Source organism: Mycobacterium sp. E1715, from assembly GCF_001667625.1.
Lineage (GTDB): Bacteria > Actinomycetota > Actinomycetes > Mycobacteriales > Mycobacteriaceae > Mycobacterium.
Genome location: NZ_LZJJ01000154.1, coordinates 1 through 14808, shown reverse-complemented (window position 1 = coordinate 14808; position 14808 = coordinate 1). Strand labels below are relative to the sequence as shown.

Genomic DNA, 14808 nt, shown 5'->3' with positions numbered 1-14808 from the left:
GCCTCACGCACGCCAACGTACGCACTTACCGTTTCGAGTCGCGAAATTTGCTGGGCGCCCGATCAAAGTCGTTGTGTGTTCGTGACTCTTATGCGACTTGGACGCCGAAGCTAGAATTAGGCTTTGTTAGCCGGCAGTTCAGGCAAACGACGGAAGGGGCCGCGACCATGAAGCGCAGATTCGCCGCCGTACTTGTCGTGGGTTCGGTGGCCGTCGCAGTCATGACCGGCGCCGGCGGATTCGCGGTCGGAACGGCGCTCGCGTCTCCAGACCCGGGCCAGGTGGACGACATCCCGACGATCGACGAATGGCAGATCCAGTACCCGACGACGATGACGAACCCATACGAAGATTCAGTCGGCTCTTCGGGTGACTGGGGTGGCGTCGGGATGTGGTGCCAAAATCTCCACGCCAATTGCGCCTGATCACCCACACCGTCAGATCAGCAGTGACCGCGCCCGGTCCAGCAAGCCCGGCAGCGTTGTCGCCATCGCTTCCAGTTCCGCTCGCGGGGCCGCTCGTCGCCGATTGTGCTTGACGATCAGCGACCACGTCGCCGCCGATTTGAAGCAGGCGAGCGCGCGGAACCAGGCCACGTCGGTGATGTTGCGGCCCAGTTCTTTCCGATAGATGTCGGCGAGTTCGGCGACGGGGGGCACCTCGGCCGTCGAGCGCGCAACGCGCCGGTACGTGTCCGGGTCGCAGTTGATCAGGAACCAGCCGGCGTCGATCCGCGGATCGCCCACCGACCAGATCTCCCAGTCGATCACCGCGTTGATGCACGAGCCGGTCGCCATCAGGTTGCCCAGACGGAAGTCACCGTGCACCACGCTCGGCCCCATGGGCGTTGGCGCGCAACCCAACAACGCGTCGCGCACCCCGGGCCAATCGGGCACCAGCGCCGCATCGACGGTCTGCAGCGTCTCGGACCAACGCCAGACTTCTGCGACCGCATCGACAATCGGTTCATCACCCAGGCCGATTTCGCCGGGCCGCAAACCGTGCAACGCGGCCATGGCCCGGCATGCATTGCGGTACCGCTCGGCCAAGCCGGCGCCGCCGGTGCAACCGTCGAAAAGCGGTTCGACACATTCGCCTTCAACGTGTGACATCACGAACAGCGGCGGTGTGTGTGGCGGTTTCCCCGGGTCCTCCCATAACACCTCGGGCACCGGAACCGCGCTGCCCGCAAGGGCTTTCATGAGGCGGGCCTGCCGCAGCACGTCGCGATGCGCGACCGGTTCGACCCCGGGCGGGGCGACCTTGATCACCGCGGGCCGCCCGTCCAGGGCGCCCCGGAAGGTGAGGCTGGAGGCGCCCCCGGAAATCGGTGCGACGCCGGTGATTCCGGCGCCCGCCAGGCGCCGCCGCAGCTCGTCTAAGTCCAGTTCGGCCATTCAGCCGGCCGACCTGGTCCAGCCGACCTCGGCGAGGAAGGGCTGGGTGTGCGCGATGCGTCCGGTCAGGATCTTCGGGTCACCTGTACACAGCCGGAAGGCCGTCTCGGTGATCAGTTCGATGTCTTCGGTGTCGGTCTTGGCCAGGTCGAGGGCGCCGGCCCCGGGCGTGGCCACGGGATTGCTGGGAGCGGCGGCGTTGACGGCGATCCCGTCGTCGTACAGTTCGGCCGCAAGGCTTTTCGTCAGCCGGTTGAGCGCGGCCTTGACCGTCCCGTAGAAGCCGAAGCCCGCGGTGCGGTCGAACTCGGAGAACGGCGGGCCCGGTGGCAGGTCACCGCCCAACGAGGTCAGGTTCAGGATCCAGCCCCGCCCGCGCTCCCGCATTGCGGGAATCGCCAACTGGCTCAACTGCAATGGGCCGAGGACATGCATCTCCATCATCAGGCGGGCCCGCCGTTCCGGGAAGCCTTCCAGGGGCCGCAGGAAGGTCACCGCCGCGTTGTTGACCAGGATGTCGGGGGCGCCGACGGCGCTGACCACTTCGGCGAACAGCCTTTCCCGTTCCTCGGGCCGCGATAGGTCGGCTTGGACCGCGACGGCCTTCCCGCCGCCGGCGACGATCTCGGCCAGGGTCTCGCCCAACGAGCCCTGGTACTTGGGGTCCGGGTCCATCGTGCGGGCGGTCAGCGCTACCGTGGCACCGCGCGTGGCGAGCCGTGCGGCGATCGCCTTGCCCAGCCCCCGGCTGCTGCCGGTGACGAGGGCCACCATCCCATCGCACCGTTGGTCCGCGCTCATCCTCGACCTCCTACGGAAATGGCTTCTCCGTATCAGAGAATGCCATTATCGCCGGTTGAGGGGAAGTGCCCTCCCGCGTAGCGCGTCGATCGAGTAGCTCCCGCCACCCGTGAAAACCAGCAGCAAGAACGCGAAGCAGAACAGGATCGACAAGCCGCCGCCGTTGCCCGCCGGCGGATCGGCGACCGGCCAGAGCGCTTGTGGCTGGTGGATCCAGAAATAGGCGACCGCCATCTCTCCCGAGGCCACGAATGCGACGGCACGGGTGAACAGTCCGGCGGCGATCAGCACACCCGCGACGACTTCGATGAGCCCGGCGTACCAGCCGGGCCATGAGCCGAACTCGACGCGAACCGGCGACGCCACCGGCCAATCGAACAGGCTCCTCGATCCGTAGGCGGCGAACACCAGACCGTAGACAATGCGAAACACACTCAGCACCGCCGGGGCGTAGCGGCTCAGATCCTTCGTCACGATCCAGAGGTTACGGTCGCGGTCCAGTCGAGCAGGCGCCGCCAGAGCCGATGCCGGCTCGACGCCATGTTGTGGCAGTGCGCGCTGTCGGCCAGGACCAGTGTGGTGATGTCGGGGCAGGCGCGATACAGGCCGGCCTCGGCGCGCGGATCTGGCGACACGTCGACGGCGCCGTAGCCGATCAACACCGGAACCTCGATCTGTGCGGCGCGCTCGGCGACGACGCCGGGAATCATGGCGGTCCCGAACACGCGCGGCACCAGCGATTTCGCGACGACGCAGTCCGCCGCGACGACGTCGGCGGGGACGTCGGCGAGGTGAAACCAGCTCTGCAGATACTCGCGCGGGCCCTCGAAGTAGGGCTGCGGCAAGGCGGCGAGGATCTCCCGCTCGAGGTCGGCGCGTCCACGCGCGGTCGCCGACCGGGCGATGAATGCGGGGTCCAGGTTCAGCTGCGCGACGTGCTGATTGGTGCAGCCGAGCAGGGCCAGCGCGGCGTAGCTGCAGAACAGCGCTTGCTGGGTGATGGCCAGGTAGCCGCCGAGGGAATGCGCCAGGGCCACCGGCGGCGCGTGGACTCCGATTGCGGCGGGCAACGCGGACACGGCGTGCGCCAGCGTGGCGGCGATGTCAGGAAAGCCGAAATCCCCTGCCGGTTGCGAACTTTCACCCGTGCCCAGCGGATCGATGGTCACTACGTCATAGCCGTTGCCCGAGGCGAACTCGGCGAAGCTGTACCCATGCCGCCCGGGAATACGCAGGTCCCAGTAGTCGCGGCTGTAAGTGCCGCCCGGCAGGCAAACCAGGAGCCCGAGCGGCTCGCCGCGCGCCGGATAGTGGGTCGCCGCAAGCGACGCCCGCTCCCCGATCACGTCACCGACGTCGAACGTCAACGGCTGCGCGGCAAACGTCATACGGCGCAATCCTTCCACGACCCGTCCTGTACACACATACATGTACGTCCACACGCAAGGAGGCGTCTTGACCTATGTGTTTCTCCTCTGCGCCATCGTCGCGGAGGTGATCGCGACCAGCCTGCTCAAGAGCACGGAGGGTTTCACCCGACTGTGGCCGACGGTCATCTGCCTGACCGGCTACGCCGTCTCGTTCGCGCTCTTGGCGCTGTCGATCGCGCGCGGCATGCAGACAGACGTCGCCTACGCGTTGTGGTCGGCGATCGGCACCGCCCTGATCGTGCTGATCGCCGTGTTGTTTCTCGGCTCGCCGGTGTCTGTCGCGAAGGTCGTCGGCGTCGGGTTGATCATCGCCGGCGTGGTCACGTTGAACCTCTCCGGCGCCCATTGAGGCTAGGCGTGGGCCGCCGTTTCGTCGCCGGCCCGTGAGCTGCTGTTTACGCAACGGCCTTCAACCGCGCGCCTGGTGTGCAAACATCGCTGCCAGACTGACGCTCTGCCGTCCCCCGGGCGGCTCGGTTGATATTGCGGCAACCTCTAGGGAGCAGGACCACCATGACCGATGTCGAACAGACACCCCCCGACGGAGTCTCTCCCGCCAGCCCTACGCGGGCGGATCTGGTTGAGCACTCGCGCACCGGGATGAGCGCGGCCGCACTGCAGCGGGCCATCAACGACCACCTGCGCTACTCCATCGGCCGCCCAGCCGCGGCCCGGCGGCCCGAGCACTACTACCGGGCACTCGCCCTGGCCGTGCGCGACCGCATGCAGGACCGCCGGGTGGTCTCGACGCAAACCTCGCTCGATCTCGGCCGCAAGGTGACCTGCTACCTGTCGGCGGAATTCCTGATGGGGCCGCAACTGGGCAACAATCTGCTGAACCTCGGCATGGAGCGCGCGGCCCGGGAGGCGCTGGCGGCGATGGGCCAGAACCTCGACACCGTACTGGCGTGCGAAGAGGAACCGGGACTGGGCAACGGCGGCCTCGGCCGGCTGGCCGCGTGCTATCTGGACTCGCTGGCCACCCTGGAGCGGCCGGCGATCGGTTACGGAATCCGCTACGAGTTCGGCATTTTCGACCAGGAGATCCACGACGGCTGGCAGGTCGAACAGACCGACAACTGGCTCGACCACGGAAACCCCTGGGAGATCGCCAAACCCGACGTCAACTACCTGGTCAAGTGGGGCGGCTACGCCGCGCACTACACGGACGACGGCGGCCATGATCGCGTCCGGTGGGTGCCGGGGCGGGTGCTCAAGGGCGTCGCCTATGACACCCCCATCCAGGGTTACGGGGTGAACACCTGCAACGTGCTGACGTTGTGGAGCGCACGGGCCGTCAAGTCTTTCGCGCTGGAAGCGTTCAACACCGGTGACTACTACGGCGCCGTCGAAGACGAGGTGATGTCGGAAACGGTCACCAAGGTGCTGTATCCGAACGACGAGCCGGAGGCGGGCAAACAGTTGCGCCTGCTGCAGCAGTACTTCTTCGTGTCGTGCTCCCTGCAACACGTGCTGCACATCATGGACGACCTGGCCGACGTCTCCGTCAGGGAGCTACCCCAGCGGTTTGCCGTGCAGCTCAACGACACCCATCCCTCGATCGGCGTCGCCGAACTGATGCGGTTGCTTGTCGACGAGCGACAGCTGGACTGGGACGAGGCGTGGGAAATCACGGTCGCCACGTTCGGCTACACCAACCACACCCTGCTGCCGGAGGCGCTGGAGACCTGGCCGCTGGAGCTCTTCGCGGAAGCGCTACCGCGCCATCTCGAGATCATCTACGAAATCAACCGCCGGTTCCTCGACGCGGTGCGCGCCCGGTTCCCCGGTGACGAGGAGCGGATCGGCCGGATGTCGCTCATCGGCGAAAACGGCGGTAAGAACGTCCGAATGGCGCACCTGGCCACGGTGGGCAGCCACGCCATCAACGGCGTCGCCGCCCTGCACTCGGAGCTCCTGAAAAGCAGTGTGCTCAATGACTTCTACGAGATGTGGCCCGAGCGTTTCAGCAACAAGACCAATGGCGTGACGCCGCGCCGCTTCCTTGCGCTGGCCAATCCCGGGCTCCGGGAACTGTTGGACCGCACCGTCGGTGACGGCTGGTTGACCGATCTGGGACTTCTGCGCGGCCTGGAGCCATTCGCCGAGGACGCCGCCTTCCGGCGGGAATGGCGTGACATCAAACGCAATAACAAGGCGCGCCTGGCCAAGTACATCCGCTCGGTGGCCGGCGTCGAACTCAATCCGGACTGGATGTTCGACGTCCAGGTCAAGCGCATCCACGAGTACAAGCGTCAGCATCTCAACGTGCTGCACGTCGTGGCGCTGTACCACCGGCTCAAGCAGAACCCCGGCCTGTCCATTCCGCAGCGTGCCTTCATCTTCGGCGGCAAGGCGGCGCCCGGGTACTTCATGGCGAAGCGAATCATCAAGCTGATCAACGCCGTTGGGGAAACCGTCAACGCCGACCCGGACGTCAACCGATTCCTGAGGGTCGCGTTCGTGCCCAACTTCAACGTGCAGAACGCCCACATGATCTACCCCGCCGCCGACCTGTCCGAGCAGATCTCCACCGCGGGCAAGGAAGCGTCGGGCACCGGGAACATGAAGTTCATGATCAACGGCGCGCTGACGGTCGGCACGCTCGACGGCGCGAACGTGGAGATGCGCGACGAGGTGGGTGCGGAGAACTTCTTCCTGTTCGGCCTGACCGAGCAGGAGGTCGAGGCGGTCAAGGCGAGCGGGTACCGCCCGGCCGACTACATCGACGGCGACGCCGAGCTGCGCGCGGTGTTCAGGATCGACATCTTGGTCCACGACTCCCGGTCCTGCCACGCGGCGCTCACCCGCTCCTGGCAGCTCACGTACGACGCGTAGTCGGCGCAAACCAGGAAGGGGTCGTCATGGCGCAGGTTGTCCACCAGCGGCCGGAACACCTCGGTGTCCCCGCCCGAGAAGGTGCCGCCGGCAATCAGATCCAGCACCGCGCGCAGCGGGAAATTCTCGTCGGATCGGGCCATCACCGAGTACTGCGACGACATCTGGAACGTGTGGCCGTTGACCGTGAAGATGTGACGAACCTGCTCATAATCGCCCCACGCGAGCCTAGGATCTCGCCATGTCGATTATCGGCGATGCAACGGTCGTCCTCGCGCGCGTCTCGAGGTCGACGTCCAACGCCCTGCGGGTCACGCTCGCCACGCCCGACGGCACCGAACTGGCGCGCGCCCAGCAAAAGGGCGGCGCCGCGGTCCTGTTGGGCTTCAAGAACGGCGGCAAGAGCGAGTACACCCTGACGGCGGCCAACGGCGACGAGCTCAAGATCGCGGTCGCCGCGACGACCACCATCACCAACCAGAACACACCCGTGGGAAAGATCGTCCCTGCCGACGGCGCCGCGCGCTTGGAAGACGGCGGCGGCACCGTGCTGGCGGTGGTTCGGCCGCACACGGGGCACAAGGCCGACGGCGCCTGGCATCACCGCCTGCTGTCGCCGTCCGGCGAGGCCCTGGGTGTGCTGACCCTGATGACCGTCCACACCGGTTGGAGCGACATCGAATCCGAGGCCATCCAACTGCTGACCAACCACAACGTCGCCACCCTGAAGGCGCCATCGGCGGGCGCGATGCTCACCCTCGCCGCGCCGGTCGGCCCTCATCTGGGTGACGTTTTGGCCGCGGCGTGCGTGGACTTCTCGGTGCTCCCCCGCGGATACCTCGAGTAGAGCCGAATCTATTGATAGCCGGGAAGATCCGGCACCCCGCTGGCGGTCAGCCATCCACCGCCGTCGACAACCAGGGTCGCCCCGGTGACATAGGACGCGGCGTCGCTGGCGAGGAAGAGCACCGCCTCGGCGACCTCGGTGGTCGAACCCGCCCGGCGCAATGGGTTCTGCGTGGCGCGATGTTGGTTGTCGCCGGTGATCCTCTTCACGCCCTCGGTTCCCGACATCGCCCCGGGCGCAACGACATTCACGCGGACGCCGTCCGGCCCCCACTCGATGGCACAGGCGCGGGTGAACGCGTCGACGCCGGCCTTGGCCGACACCACGTGCGCCTGCAAGGCCATGCCGCGGTACTGGGTCGCCGCGCTGATGTTCACGACGGATCCACCGTTTTCCCGCAGGCATAGCTCGTAAGCCGCCTTCGACACGTTGAACGTCCCCAGCAGGTCGATGTCGACCACGGCTTTGAAGCCGCCTGCGCTCAGGCCGCTGACCGGGACGGGAAAGTTCCCTGCGGCATTGTTGACGACGACGTCGAGCCGGCCGAAGGCCCGGATCACGTCCTCGACGACGGCGGTCACCTCATCGTGGCTCCGCACGTCGCAGACGCCGTAGACGGCCTCGATCCCGGCCTCCCGCAACACCTCAACCGCCGCCTCGAGGTTGGCTTCCTTGCGGCTGCAGATCGCGATCCGGGCGCCGTGGCTGCCCAGCACCCGCGCGATCTCGAGGCCGAGACCCGTGGCCCCGCCGGTGATCAGGGCCGCCTTGCCCTGCAGCAGATCGGTCCGGAACGGGCTGCGCCGGGCGTTCACGCCGTCAAGGGTACGACGGTCAACCATCGGTCGACAGTGGACGTTTTCTTCGCTCACCGCAAGGATCGAGTCATCGACACCCGGCAGGAGGAAAGTGACCCTACGATTCCGAGGGCTTGTGCTGGCCCCGTTGACGGTGGCGCTGGCGATGCTGCTGGCGCCGTCGGCCTCGGCCGACACCTACACAAACCAGCTGGTGGACAAGTTCAGCGCGCAGACCCACGTGTTGGCCGACCCGGGGGCGAATCCGCCGTTGCAGAACCCGGATCGGCTGAACGACCAAATCCTGAGCACCCGGTGGGCGTGGGCTTCGCGACCGCCGATCTGGGTGGCGGCGGTGGCGTCCAACCAGACCGGCGTGACCACCCCGGATGCCATTCACAACGTCATCCTCGGGCGCGATCCCGGATTCAGCGGGATCATTCTGGTCATCGACTCCCGGGGCTACCACGTGCGCGCCTACAACGTGCCCAGGGCGATCGCGGACAGCGTCGATCCGGTCATGAGCCAGTCCGCCAGGGACCACCGAAACGACCCGTACGGCGCGAGCAGTGAATTCGTCAGCAAGATGTCGACGGTGGCTGCGTCCTCCGGCGCACCGGCGGTGACCTCACCCGCGGTGCAGAAGAACCACAACCAGGGATCCGCGCTGTGGACCGCGCTGGCGATCATCGCCATCGGTGTCGCCGTGATCGGCCTGATCTGGTTCGCGGTGAACCGGAACCGCAAGCGCCGCAAGGACACCGACACCAAGGAACAGATCAAGCAGGAGTTGATCACCGTCACCTCGGATGTCAGCGACCTCGACAATGCGGTACTCACCAACAGCGACACGGACGTCAGCGCCGAGCAGACGAAGGCCAATGCGAGCCTCTACGACGCGCGGCAGGCCTACGAGAAGGGTGACTATGGCGCGGCACGCGCGCACCTGAGGGTGGTGGAGTCGACGGTGGCCAAAGCCAACCAGAAGCTGTACCCGGGCCGGGCCGCGCCTAACGTCGCCGACGTCTCCTCGGTGCCGGCGGGCGACCGGAAGCAGGCCTCGGTGCGGACGAGGAATCCCGATACCGGCGATTACGTGACGATCAACAACAACAACTACAGCGCCACCCCGCAGCCCGGTTATCCGCACTACTACGGCGGCGGTTACTACAACGGGATGTTCTTCTACCCGGGTTATTACCCGTACGCGTTCTGGGGTCCGGGTTGGGGTTGGGCTCTCACCGACGTGCTCTTGATGGATGCGCTGCTGGACGACCATTGGGGCGGCGGGTACGACCGCGGCTTCGAGGCCGGCCGGGACTCTGCGTATGCGGACGCGAACTACGACAGCGGGCAAAGCGCCGGCTACGACAGCCAGCAAGGCGACGTCGGGTTCGGAGGCGGTTACGACTCCGGGTTCGGCGGCAACGACAGCTCGTACTCCGGCGGCGGAGACGTGGATTTCGGCGGCGGATGGGACTCGGCCGGCGGCTCCGATTTCGGCGGCGGCAGCTCGGGTTCCGGTGGCGGCGACTTCGGATTCTGACGGAGAAGTAAGGTCTTGCGGATGAGCACGGACGGGATCAACCGGGGCATCCTGCTCGCCATGGTGGTGATCGGGGTGATCGCGTACGCGTTGCTCTACTCGCACGCCTCGGCCGTCTTCCGGGTTCTGGTGCCCGTCGGCCTGGCCGTCGTGGTGGGGCTGATCATCCGCGACGTCGTCAACGCCCGGAAGCGGTGATCTGACGCGGCGTGCGCAAAGCATTTTCCGTGTGATGCATCACGCTCACCCGAGGCCGCCTGGGCCAGCGGTATTCGCCTCTGCCGACGCGTAATCCGCGCGGTTTTGCTGTGGATGCGAGTTTGCTTTGGACCGATCTGCATCCGATGGGTGATACATTCGGGCGATTATGGCAAGACAACCGGTCGCCGACATGGCCAAGGCCGTCGCCGAGATGATCGACACGGGCACCGATCTGACCTGGCGGTATTTGCTGTCCAACCGCAAGGAATTGAGCGCAAGCGCGACGCTGGTGCTCAACAGGGTCAACCGGGAGGGTCCCATGCGGCTGACGGCTCTCGCCGCGGCCGAGGACACGAGCCAACCGGCGATGACCCAGCTGGTCCAGCGGATGGAACGCCAAGGACTGCTCGAGCGGCTGAGCGATCCCGAGGATGGCCGGGCAGCCCTGGTCGCCATCAGCGACGCGGGCCGGGAGCTCTGGGACCTGCGCACGGACCGCCGCAGGGAGCGTCTGGCCGCGCTGCTGACCGGGCTTTCCACCGAGGATGCGCTGACGTTGTGGCTGGCCGCGCAGGTCGCCATGCCAATCCTGCGTCAACTACTCGACATCGCGGCCTCCGAGGCACCGCACCCCGCCGATGCGGCAAAGTGAGCGCGCAGCCACCAATCTGCATAATGCCCACTATGTAAAGATTGGGTGACCCGGGCCTTTGCTCGGCGAAACCGGCAAGTGATAGCCTGCTCGGCCCGCGTTCCGCTTGACGGGCTGCATCATCCACATGATATGAAAATGAGCGTGGGAAGCGACGCCCCGCCGGCAGCCGTCGCCGCGAGGATCGACGCGGCGGCCGCGGCGGCCCATGATGGCATCGGCTCACATACCCGGGCACACGAAGGAGCGGAGCAGTGACTCTGGGCTTGTTTGGACTACTCACCGTCGTTTCCCTCGCACTGGCCGTCACCCTGGCCTCCGTCGCGGCCGTCTACGTTCGACGCCTGGAGCGGCGCAGGCCCCCGCCGATCGCCGAGGAAATCGGCAGCGCGAAAGAAGTGGTCCGCAAGTTGCGCAAGCGGCAACCGATGTCGCCCGAAGAGCTGGATTATGCGCGTCAGGTCGTGTCCGACCGCGCCTCGGTCATGGCGCTGTGCATCCCCGGTGCGTTGTTCATGCTCGGTTGCTTTTACGTGTTCGGCAGCCTCTACCACCTGCACGGGGCCACTCCGTCCGAGCGGACATTCCTCGGGGTGATACCCATGCTCACCTCATCGAACCTCGCGCTTCGCCTGCTCAGCAGCGCCCGGCTGAAAAGGCGTCTGCGCACGGCATCCGTCGCGTCATGAGGACCGCAGGCCCGTTGGCAGGCGTCAGTCACAACCTCTCGAGTTCGCGTTCCGTGCCGCAGGTAGTAATCTCTTTATCGCCGTATGTCAACCAGATTGATATGCGGCCGTCCCGCGGTCCACGGGCGGGGACGCGAGAACGCGGTGGGTAGGACGAGGTCGCGAAAGGTGATGGAGTGAGCCGTCGTTCAGTCGGCAGGACTGTCTTGCAACGAGGCTGGATGCCGTTGGTCACCGTCATCGCGGTCGGGGTGGGCCTGCTGTGCATGTACAAGGTGCACCAGTTCTCCGAACCGGAGCCGGTCATCACCGTCAACGGTCCACAGGCACCCGAGCAGTTCAATCTCAAACGGATCACCTACGAGGTGTTCGGCAACGCCGGCAATGGGGGGAGGCTCGTCTACATCGACATCGACGGTCATCCGCACCAGGTTGATTTCACCGCCCTGCCGTGGTCGCACACGGAGACCACGACGCTCTCGGTGGCGTCCGGAAGCATCTCGGTTCACGTTCGCAGTGGTCAGGTGAGTTGCCGGATGCTGGTGGATGGTGTGGTCCGCGACGAGCAGTCGGACGACCATCCGGACGCCGACGTCGAGTGCAGGGTGAAGTCGGCATGACCGAGCATCGCCTCGACGAGACGCGGCCCAAACGCCCGTTCATCCCCAGGATGGTGCGGACTTTCGCGATCCCGATCATCTTCTTCTGGGGTCTTCTCGCGGTCACCACGAACACCTTCATGCCCCAGGTGGAGCGGGTCGCGGAAGAGCTTGCGGGCCCCATGGTCCCGCATTACGCGCCCTCGCAGCGGGCGCTGCTGCACATCGGTGAGAAGTTCCACGAATCCAACTCGACCAACTTGACCATGGTCGTGTTCGAGGCGAACCGACCGCTGGGAGACGCCGACCACCGGTACTACGACGACCTGATGCGCCGCCTCCAGCACGACACCCGGCATGTGCAGTACGTAATGGACCTGTGGGGCAAGCCATTCACCGCGGCGGGGGCGCAGAGCGTGGACGGCAAATGCACCTACGTGCTCCTGCGTCTCGCCGGTGACATCGGGCAGATCCAGGCCAACCAGTCCGTGGACGCCGTCCGCGACATCATCAAAAAAGACCCGCCCCCGCCCGGCCTGAAGGTCTACGTCAGCGGCGCGGCTCCGTTGGCCTCCGACACGCTCGCCATCGCCAACGCCAGCCTGAACAACGTCACGATCGTCACGATCATCCTCATCGTCGTGATGCTGCTGCTGGTATACCGCACCCCGTCCACCCTTTTGGTGCCCCTGCTCGGGGTGCTCATCGAGATGCTCGTCGCCAAGGGCGTCGTCTCGACGCTCGGGCATTACGGATACATCGAACTGTCCTCGTTCGCCGTGAACATCGTGATCGCGCTGACGCTGGGAGCCGGAACGGATTACGGCATCTTCCTGATGGGCCGATATCACGAGGCTCGGCAGGCGGGCGAAAGCCGCGAGGACAGTTTCTACATCGCGTACAAGGGCGTCGCGCCCATCATCATCGGCTCCGGCCTGACGATTGCCGGCGCGTGTTACTGCTTGACGTTCGCGCGCCTGAACTACTTCCACACCATGGGGCCGGCCGTCGCGATCACCATGCTGTTCACCATCGCCGCGGCGATGACGCTGGGACCGGCGGCACTGACCGTCGGCAGCCTTTTCGGGATGTTCGACCCGAGAACCCCCACCCATGGTCGCCTCTATCGGCGCATCGGCGCGAGCGTGGTGCGCTGGCCGGTCCCGATCCTGGTGGCCAGTACCGCCGTCGTCATGATCGGGGCGATCTTCGTTCCCACCTACCGGCAGAATTACGACGACAGGCAGTACCAGCCGGCCAGTGCGCCAGCCAATTTGGGCTTCCAGGCGGCCGACCGGCACTTCCCGAAGAGCAAGCTCTTCTCCGAGATGCTGATGGTCGAAACCGATCACGATATGCGCAACTCGGCCGACTTCATCTCGCTGGACCGGGTAGCCAGAGCCCTGATCCGTCTGCACGGTGTGGCGATGGTGCAAGGCATGACGCGGCCGTTGGGCCGCGCGCTCGAGCACGCCAGCATCCCCTACCTGTTCACCACGCAGGGCAGCGGCAACGGACAACAGCTCCCGTTCAACCGGGAGCAGAACTCCAACACCGACGCGCAGGCCGACATCCAGGCGCACTCGGTCGAGGTGTTGCGCAAGGAGATCGGCTTCTTCCAGAAGGTGTCCGACGAACTGCACCAGACGGTCCTGACCGTCGAGGACCTACAACGGGTCAGCGACGACATCCGCGACGAGGTCTCCAACGTCGACGACTTCTTCCGCCCGATCAAGAGCTACTTCTATTGGGAGAGACACTGTTTCGACATTCCCATCTGCTGGACGTTCCGTTCGCTGTTCGAGACCATCGATCAGATCGACAAGCTGGCCGACGACATCGCGGATGCGAAGGTGTCGCTGCAGGAGGTGGACAAGACCTTCCCGCAGATCATCGCCCAACTGAAAGCCACCGCCGACGATACCGAGGCACTGCAGTCGAAATTGGTCAACAGCTACGGATCCGCCGATCTGCAAACCGTGCAAACGGAGCAGACTTTCGATGATCTGATCAACGTCGGGAACGACTTCGACAAGTCCCGCAGCGACGACTTCTTCTACATCCCGCACGAGGGATTCGACAACGAGGACGTCAAGACCGGCATGAAGCTGATGATGTCGCCGGACGGCAAGGCGGCCCGTTTCATCGTCACCCACGAGGGCGACGCGATGGGCCCCGAAGGGGTCGAGCACGTCGCACAGTTCCCCGACGCGATCAAAACGATCCTGAAAGAGACCTCGCTGGCGGGCGCGCGGATCTACATCGGCGGTTCGGGATCCAACGACAAGGACATCAAGGAATACGCGATGTCCGACCTCATGATCGCGGCCATCGCAGCCTTCGTGCTGATCTTCCTGATCATGATGTTCATCACGCGAAGTCTGGTGGCGGCGTTCGTGATTCCCGGCACCGTGGCGTTCTCCTATGCCGGCGCGTTCGGGCTTTCCATCCTGGTCTGGCAACACCTCATCGGCCTGCACCTGCACTGGCTGGTCCTGCCGTTGACGTTCATCATCCTGGTGGCCGTCGGGTCGGACTACAACCTGCTGCTGATCAACAGGGTGAAAGAGGAGTTGCACGGCGGAATTCACACTGGTCTCATCCGGGCCCTCGGCAGCACCGGCGGCGTCGTGACGTCCGCCGGTTTGGTGTTCGCCTTCACCATGCTCGCGATGCTCACCAGCGACCTGCGCACCATCGGTCAGGTGGGCTCGACCGTGTGCATCGGCCTGCTGCTCGACACGCTGATCGTGCGTTCGTTCGTGGTGCCGAGCATCCTGCGAATCCTCGGGCCGTGGTTCTGGTGGCCGACTTTGGTGCGCACCCGCCCGGCGGCGGCGCGCTAGCCGGCGCCCTTGCCGTTGTCGACGCGATAAACGGCACCGTGGACGGCGGCCGCGGCGTCGCTCGCCAGGAAGGCGATGACGTTCGCCACGTCGACGGGCTGCATCATGCCGCGCGGGGAAGCGGTGCGCATGATCAGGTCGTAGTTCGGGTTCTCCGGCGCCCTG

At 65.8% G+C, this 14808-nt stretch carries 16 protein-coding genes and 2 pseudogenes; 11 read left to right on the top strand and 7 right to left on the bottom strand.

What is annotated here, in order from left to right; all coding sequences use genetic code 11:
- Positions 1 to 167 precede the first annotated feature (167 nt).
- Positions 168 to 425 (top strand): hypothetical protein, encoded by a 258-nt coding sequence (locus A9X03_RS08510; RefSeq protein WP_067891670.1) that lies wholly within the window; start codon positions 168 to 170, stop codon positions 423 to 425.
- A 12-nt stretch (positions 426 to 437) separates the two neighbouring features.
- Here the strand turns inward: A9X03_RS08510 and A9X03_RS08505 are convergent, their stop codons facing one another.
- The 4 genes from A9X03_RS08505 to A9X03_RS08490 are packed head-to-tail and all read right to left on the bottom strand — an operon-like array spanning position 438 to position 3586.
- Positions 438 to 1397 (bottom strand): phosphotransferase family protein, encoded by a 960-nt coding sequence (locus A9X03_RS08505; RefSeq protein ID WP_068260557.1) that lies wholly within the window; start codon positions 1395 to 1397, stop codon positions 438 to 440.
- Positions 1398 to 2198, bottom strand: a complete 801-nt coding sequence (locus A9X03_RS08500; protein ID WP_068260554.1) for an SDR family NAD(P)-dependent oxidoreductase — start codon at positions 2196 to 2198, stop codon at positions 1398 to 1400. It lies immediately after the preceding gene.
- Between the two features lie 45 nt (positions 2199 to 2243).
- Positions 2244 to 2672 (bottom strand): DoxX family protein, encoded by a 429-nt coding sequence (locus A9X03_RS08495; protein WP_068260551.1) that lies wholly within the window; start codon positions 2670 to 2672, stop codon positions 2244 to 2246.
- The gene (locus A9X03_RS08490) at positions 2669 to 3586 is read right to left on the bottom strand and encodes an alpha/beta hydrolase (RefSeq protein WP_082974450.1); all 918 of its coding nucleotides are present in this window, start codon (positions 3584 to 3586) and stop codon (positions 2669 to 2671) included. The genes A9X03_RS08495 and A9X03_RS08490 overlap by 4 nt, the downstream gene beginning before the upstream one ends.
- A 67-nt stretch (positions 3587 to 3653) precedes the next feature.
- Between A9X03_RS08490 and A9X03_RS08485 the strand changes: the two genes are divergently transcribed.
- Positions 3654 to 3977 (top strand): multidrug efflux SMR transporter, encoded by a 324-nt coding sequence (locus A9X03_RS08485; protein WP_082950130.1) that lies wholly within the window; start codon positions 3654 to 3656, stop codon positions 3975 to 3977.
- A 251-nt stretch (positions 3978 to 4228) separates the two neighbouring features.
- Positions 4229 to 6386, top strand: a pseudogene (locus tag A9X03_RS08480) (glycogen/starch/alpha-glucan phosphorylase); the annotation flags it as partial.
- Here A9X03_RS08480 and A9X03_RS30145 read toward each other — a convergent pair.
- Entirely contained in the window at positions 6349 to 6609 is a 261-nt protein-coding gene (locus A9X03_RS30145; protein ID WP_369831202.1) for a glycogen/starch/alpha-glucan phosphorylase, read from the bottom strand. The pseudogene A9X03_RS08480 and the gene A9X03_RS30145 sit on opposite strands and share 38 nt — an antisense overlap.
- On the opposite strand from A9X03_RS30145, the pseudogene A9X03_RS30140 reads away from it, so the two are divergent.
- Together A9X03_RS30140 and A9X03_RS08475 are read left to right on the top strand one after the other, a co-directional pair.
- Positions 6569 to 6664: pseudogene (locus A9X03_RS30140) on the top strand (glycogen/starch/alpha-glucan phosphorylase); the annotation flags it as partial. The gene A9X03_RS30145 and the pseudogene A9X03_RS30140 sit on opposite strands and share 41 nt — an antisense overlap.
- Before the next feature lie 43 nt (positions 6665 to 6707).
- Positions 6708 to 7313 (top strand): hypothetical protein, encoded by a 606-nt coding sequence (locus A9X03_RS08475; RefSeq protein WP_067756833.1) that lies wholly within the window; start codon positions 6708 to 6710, stop codon positions 7311 to 7313.
- 8 nt (positions 7314 to 7321) lie between these two features.
- On the opposite strand, the gene A9X03_RS08470 is transcribed toward A9X03_RS08475, so the two are convergent.
- A complete protein-coding gene (locus tag A9X03_RS08470; RefSeq protein WP_068260545.1) occupies positions 7322 to 8155 on the bottom strand; it encodes an SDR family oxidoreductase in 834 nt (277 codons plus the stop codon).
- A gap of 67 nt (positions 8156 to 8222) precedes the next feature.
- On the opposite strand from A9X03_RS08470, the gene A9X03_RS08465 reads away from it, so the two are divergent.
- The 6 genes from A9X03_RS08465 (at position 8223) to A9X03_RS08445 (ending at position 14643) form a co-directional block, all read left to right on the top strand.
- Positions 8223 to 9656 carry a hypothetical protein gene (locus A9X03_RS08465; protein WP_068260542.1) on the top strand — a complete coding sequence of 478 codons (1434 nt, stop codon included), beginning with the start codon at positions 8223 to 8225 and terminating at the stop codon, positions 9654 to 9656.
- A 21-nt stretch (positions 9657 to 9677) separates the two neighbouring features.
- Complete coding sequence (locus tag A9X03_RS29720; RefSeq protein ID WP_197505015.1) at positions 9678 to 9854, top strand: hypothetical protein; 177 nt, start codon at positions 9678 to 9680, stop codon at positions 9852 to 9854.
- A gap of 169 nt (positions 9855 to 10023) precedes the next feature.
- On the top strand, positions 10024 to 10509 hold the full coding sequence (locus A9X03_RS08460) for a MarR family transcriptional regulator (protein ID WP_067756842.1): 486 nt from the start codon (positions 10024 to 10026) through the stop codon (positions 10507 to 10509).
- 254 nt (positions 10510 to 10763) lie between these two features.
- Positions 10764 to 11198 (top strand): hypothetical protein, encoded by a 435-nt coding sequence (locus A9X03_RS08455; RefSeq protein ID WP_067779054.1) that lies wholly within the window; start codon positions 10764 to 10766, stop codon positions 11196 to 11198.
- 221 nt (positions 11199 to 11419) lie between these two features.
- Positions 11420 to 11818 (top strand): MmpS family transport accessory protein, encoded by a 399-nt coding sequence (locus A9X03_RS08450; protein ID WP_067756848.1) that lies wholly within the window; start codon positions 11420 to 11422, stop codon positions 11816 to 11818.
- On the top strand, positions 11815 to 14643 hold the full coding sequence (locus A9X03_RS08445; RefSeq protein WP_067779051.1) for an RND family transporter: 2829 nt from the start codon (positions 11815 to 11817) through the stop codon (positions 14641 to 14643). The genes A9X03_RS08450 and A9X03_RS08445 overlap by 4 nt, the downstream gene beginning before the upstream one ends.
- Here the strand turns inward: A9X03_RS08445 and A9X03_RS08440 are convergent.
- Positions 14640 to 14808 (bottom strand): SDR family oxidoreductase (locus tag A9X03_RS08440; protein WP_156736217.1); only part of this gene is annotated, 169 nt, incomplete at its 5' end. The genes A9X03_RS08445 and A9X03_RS08440 overlap by 4 nt on opposite strands.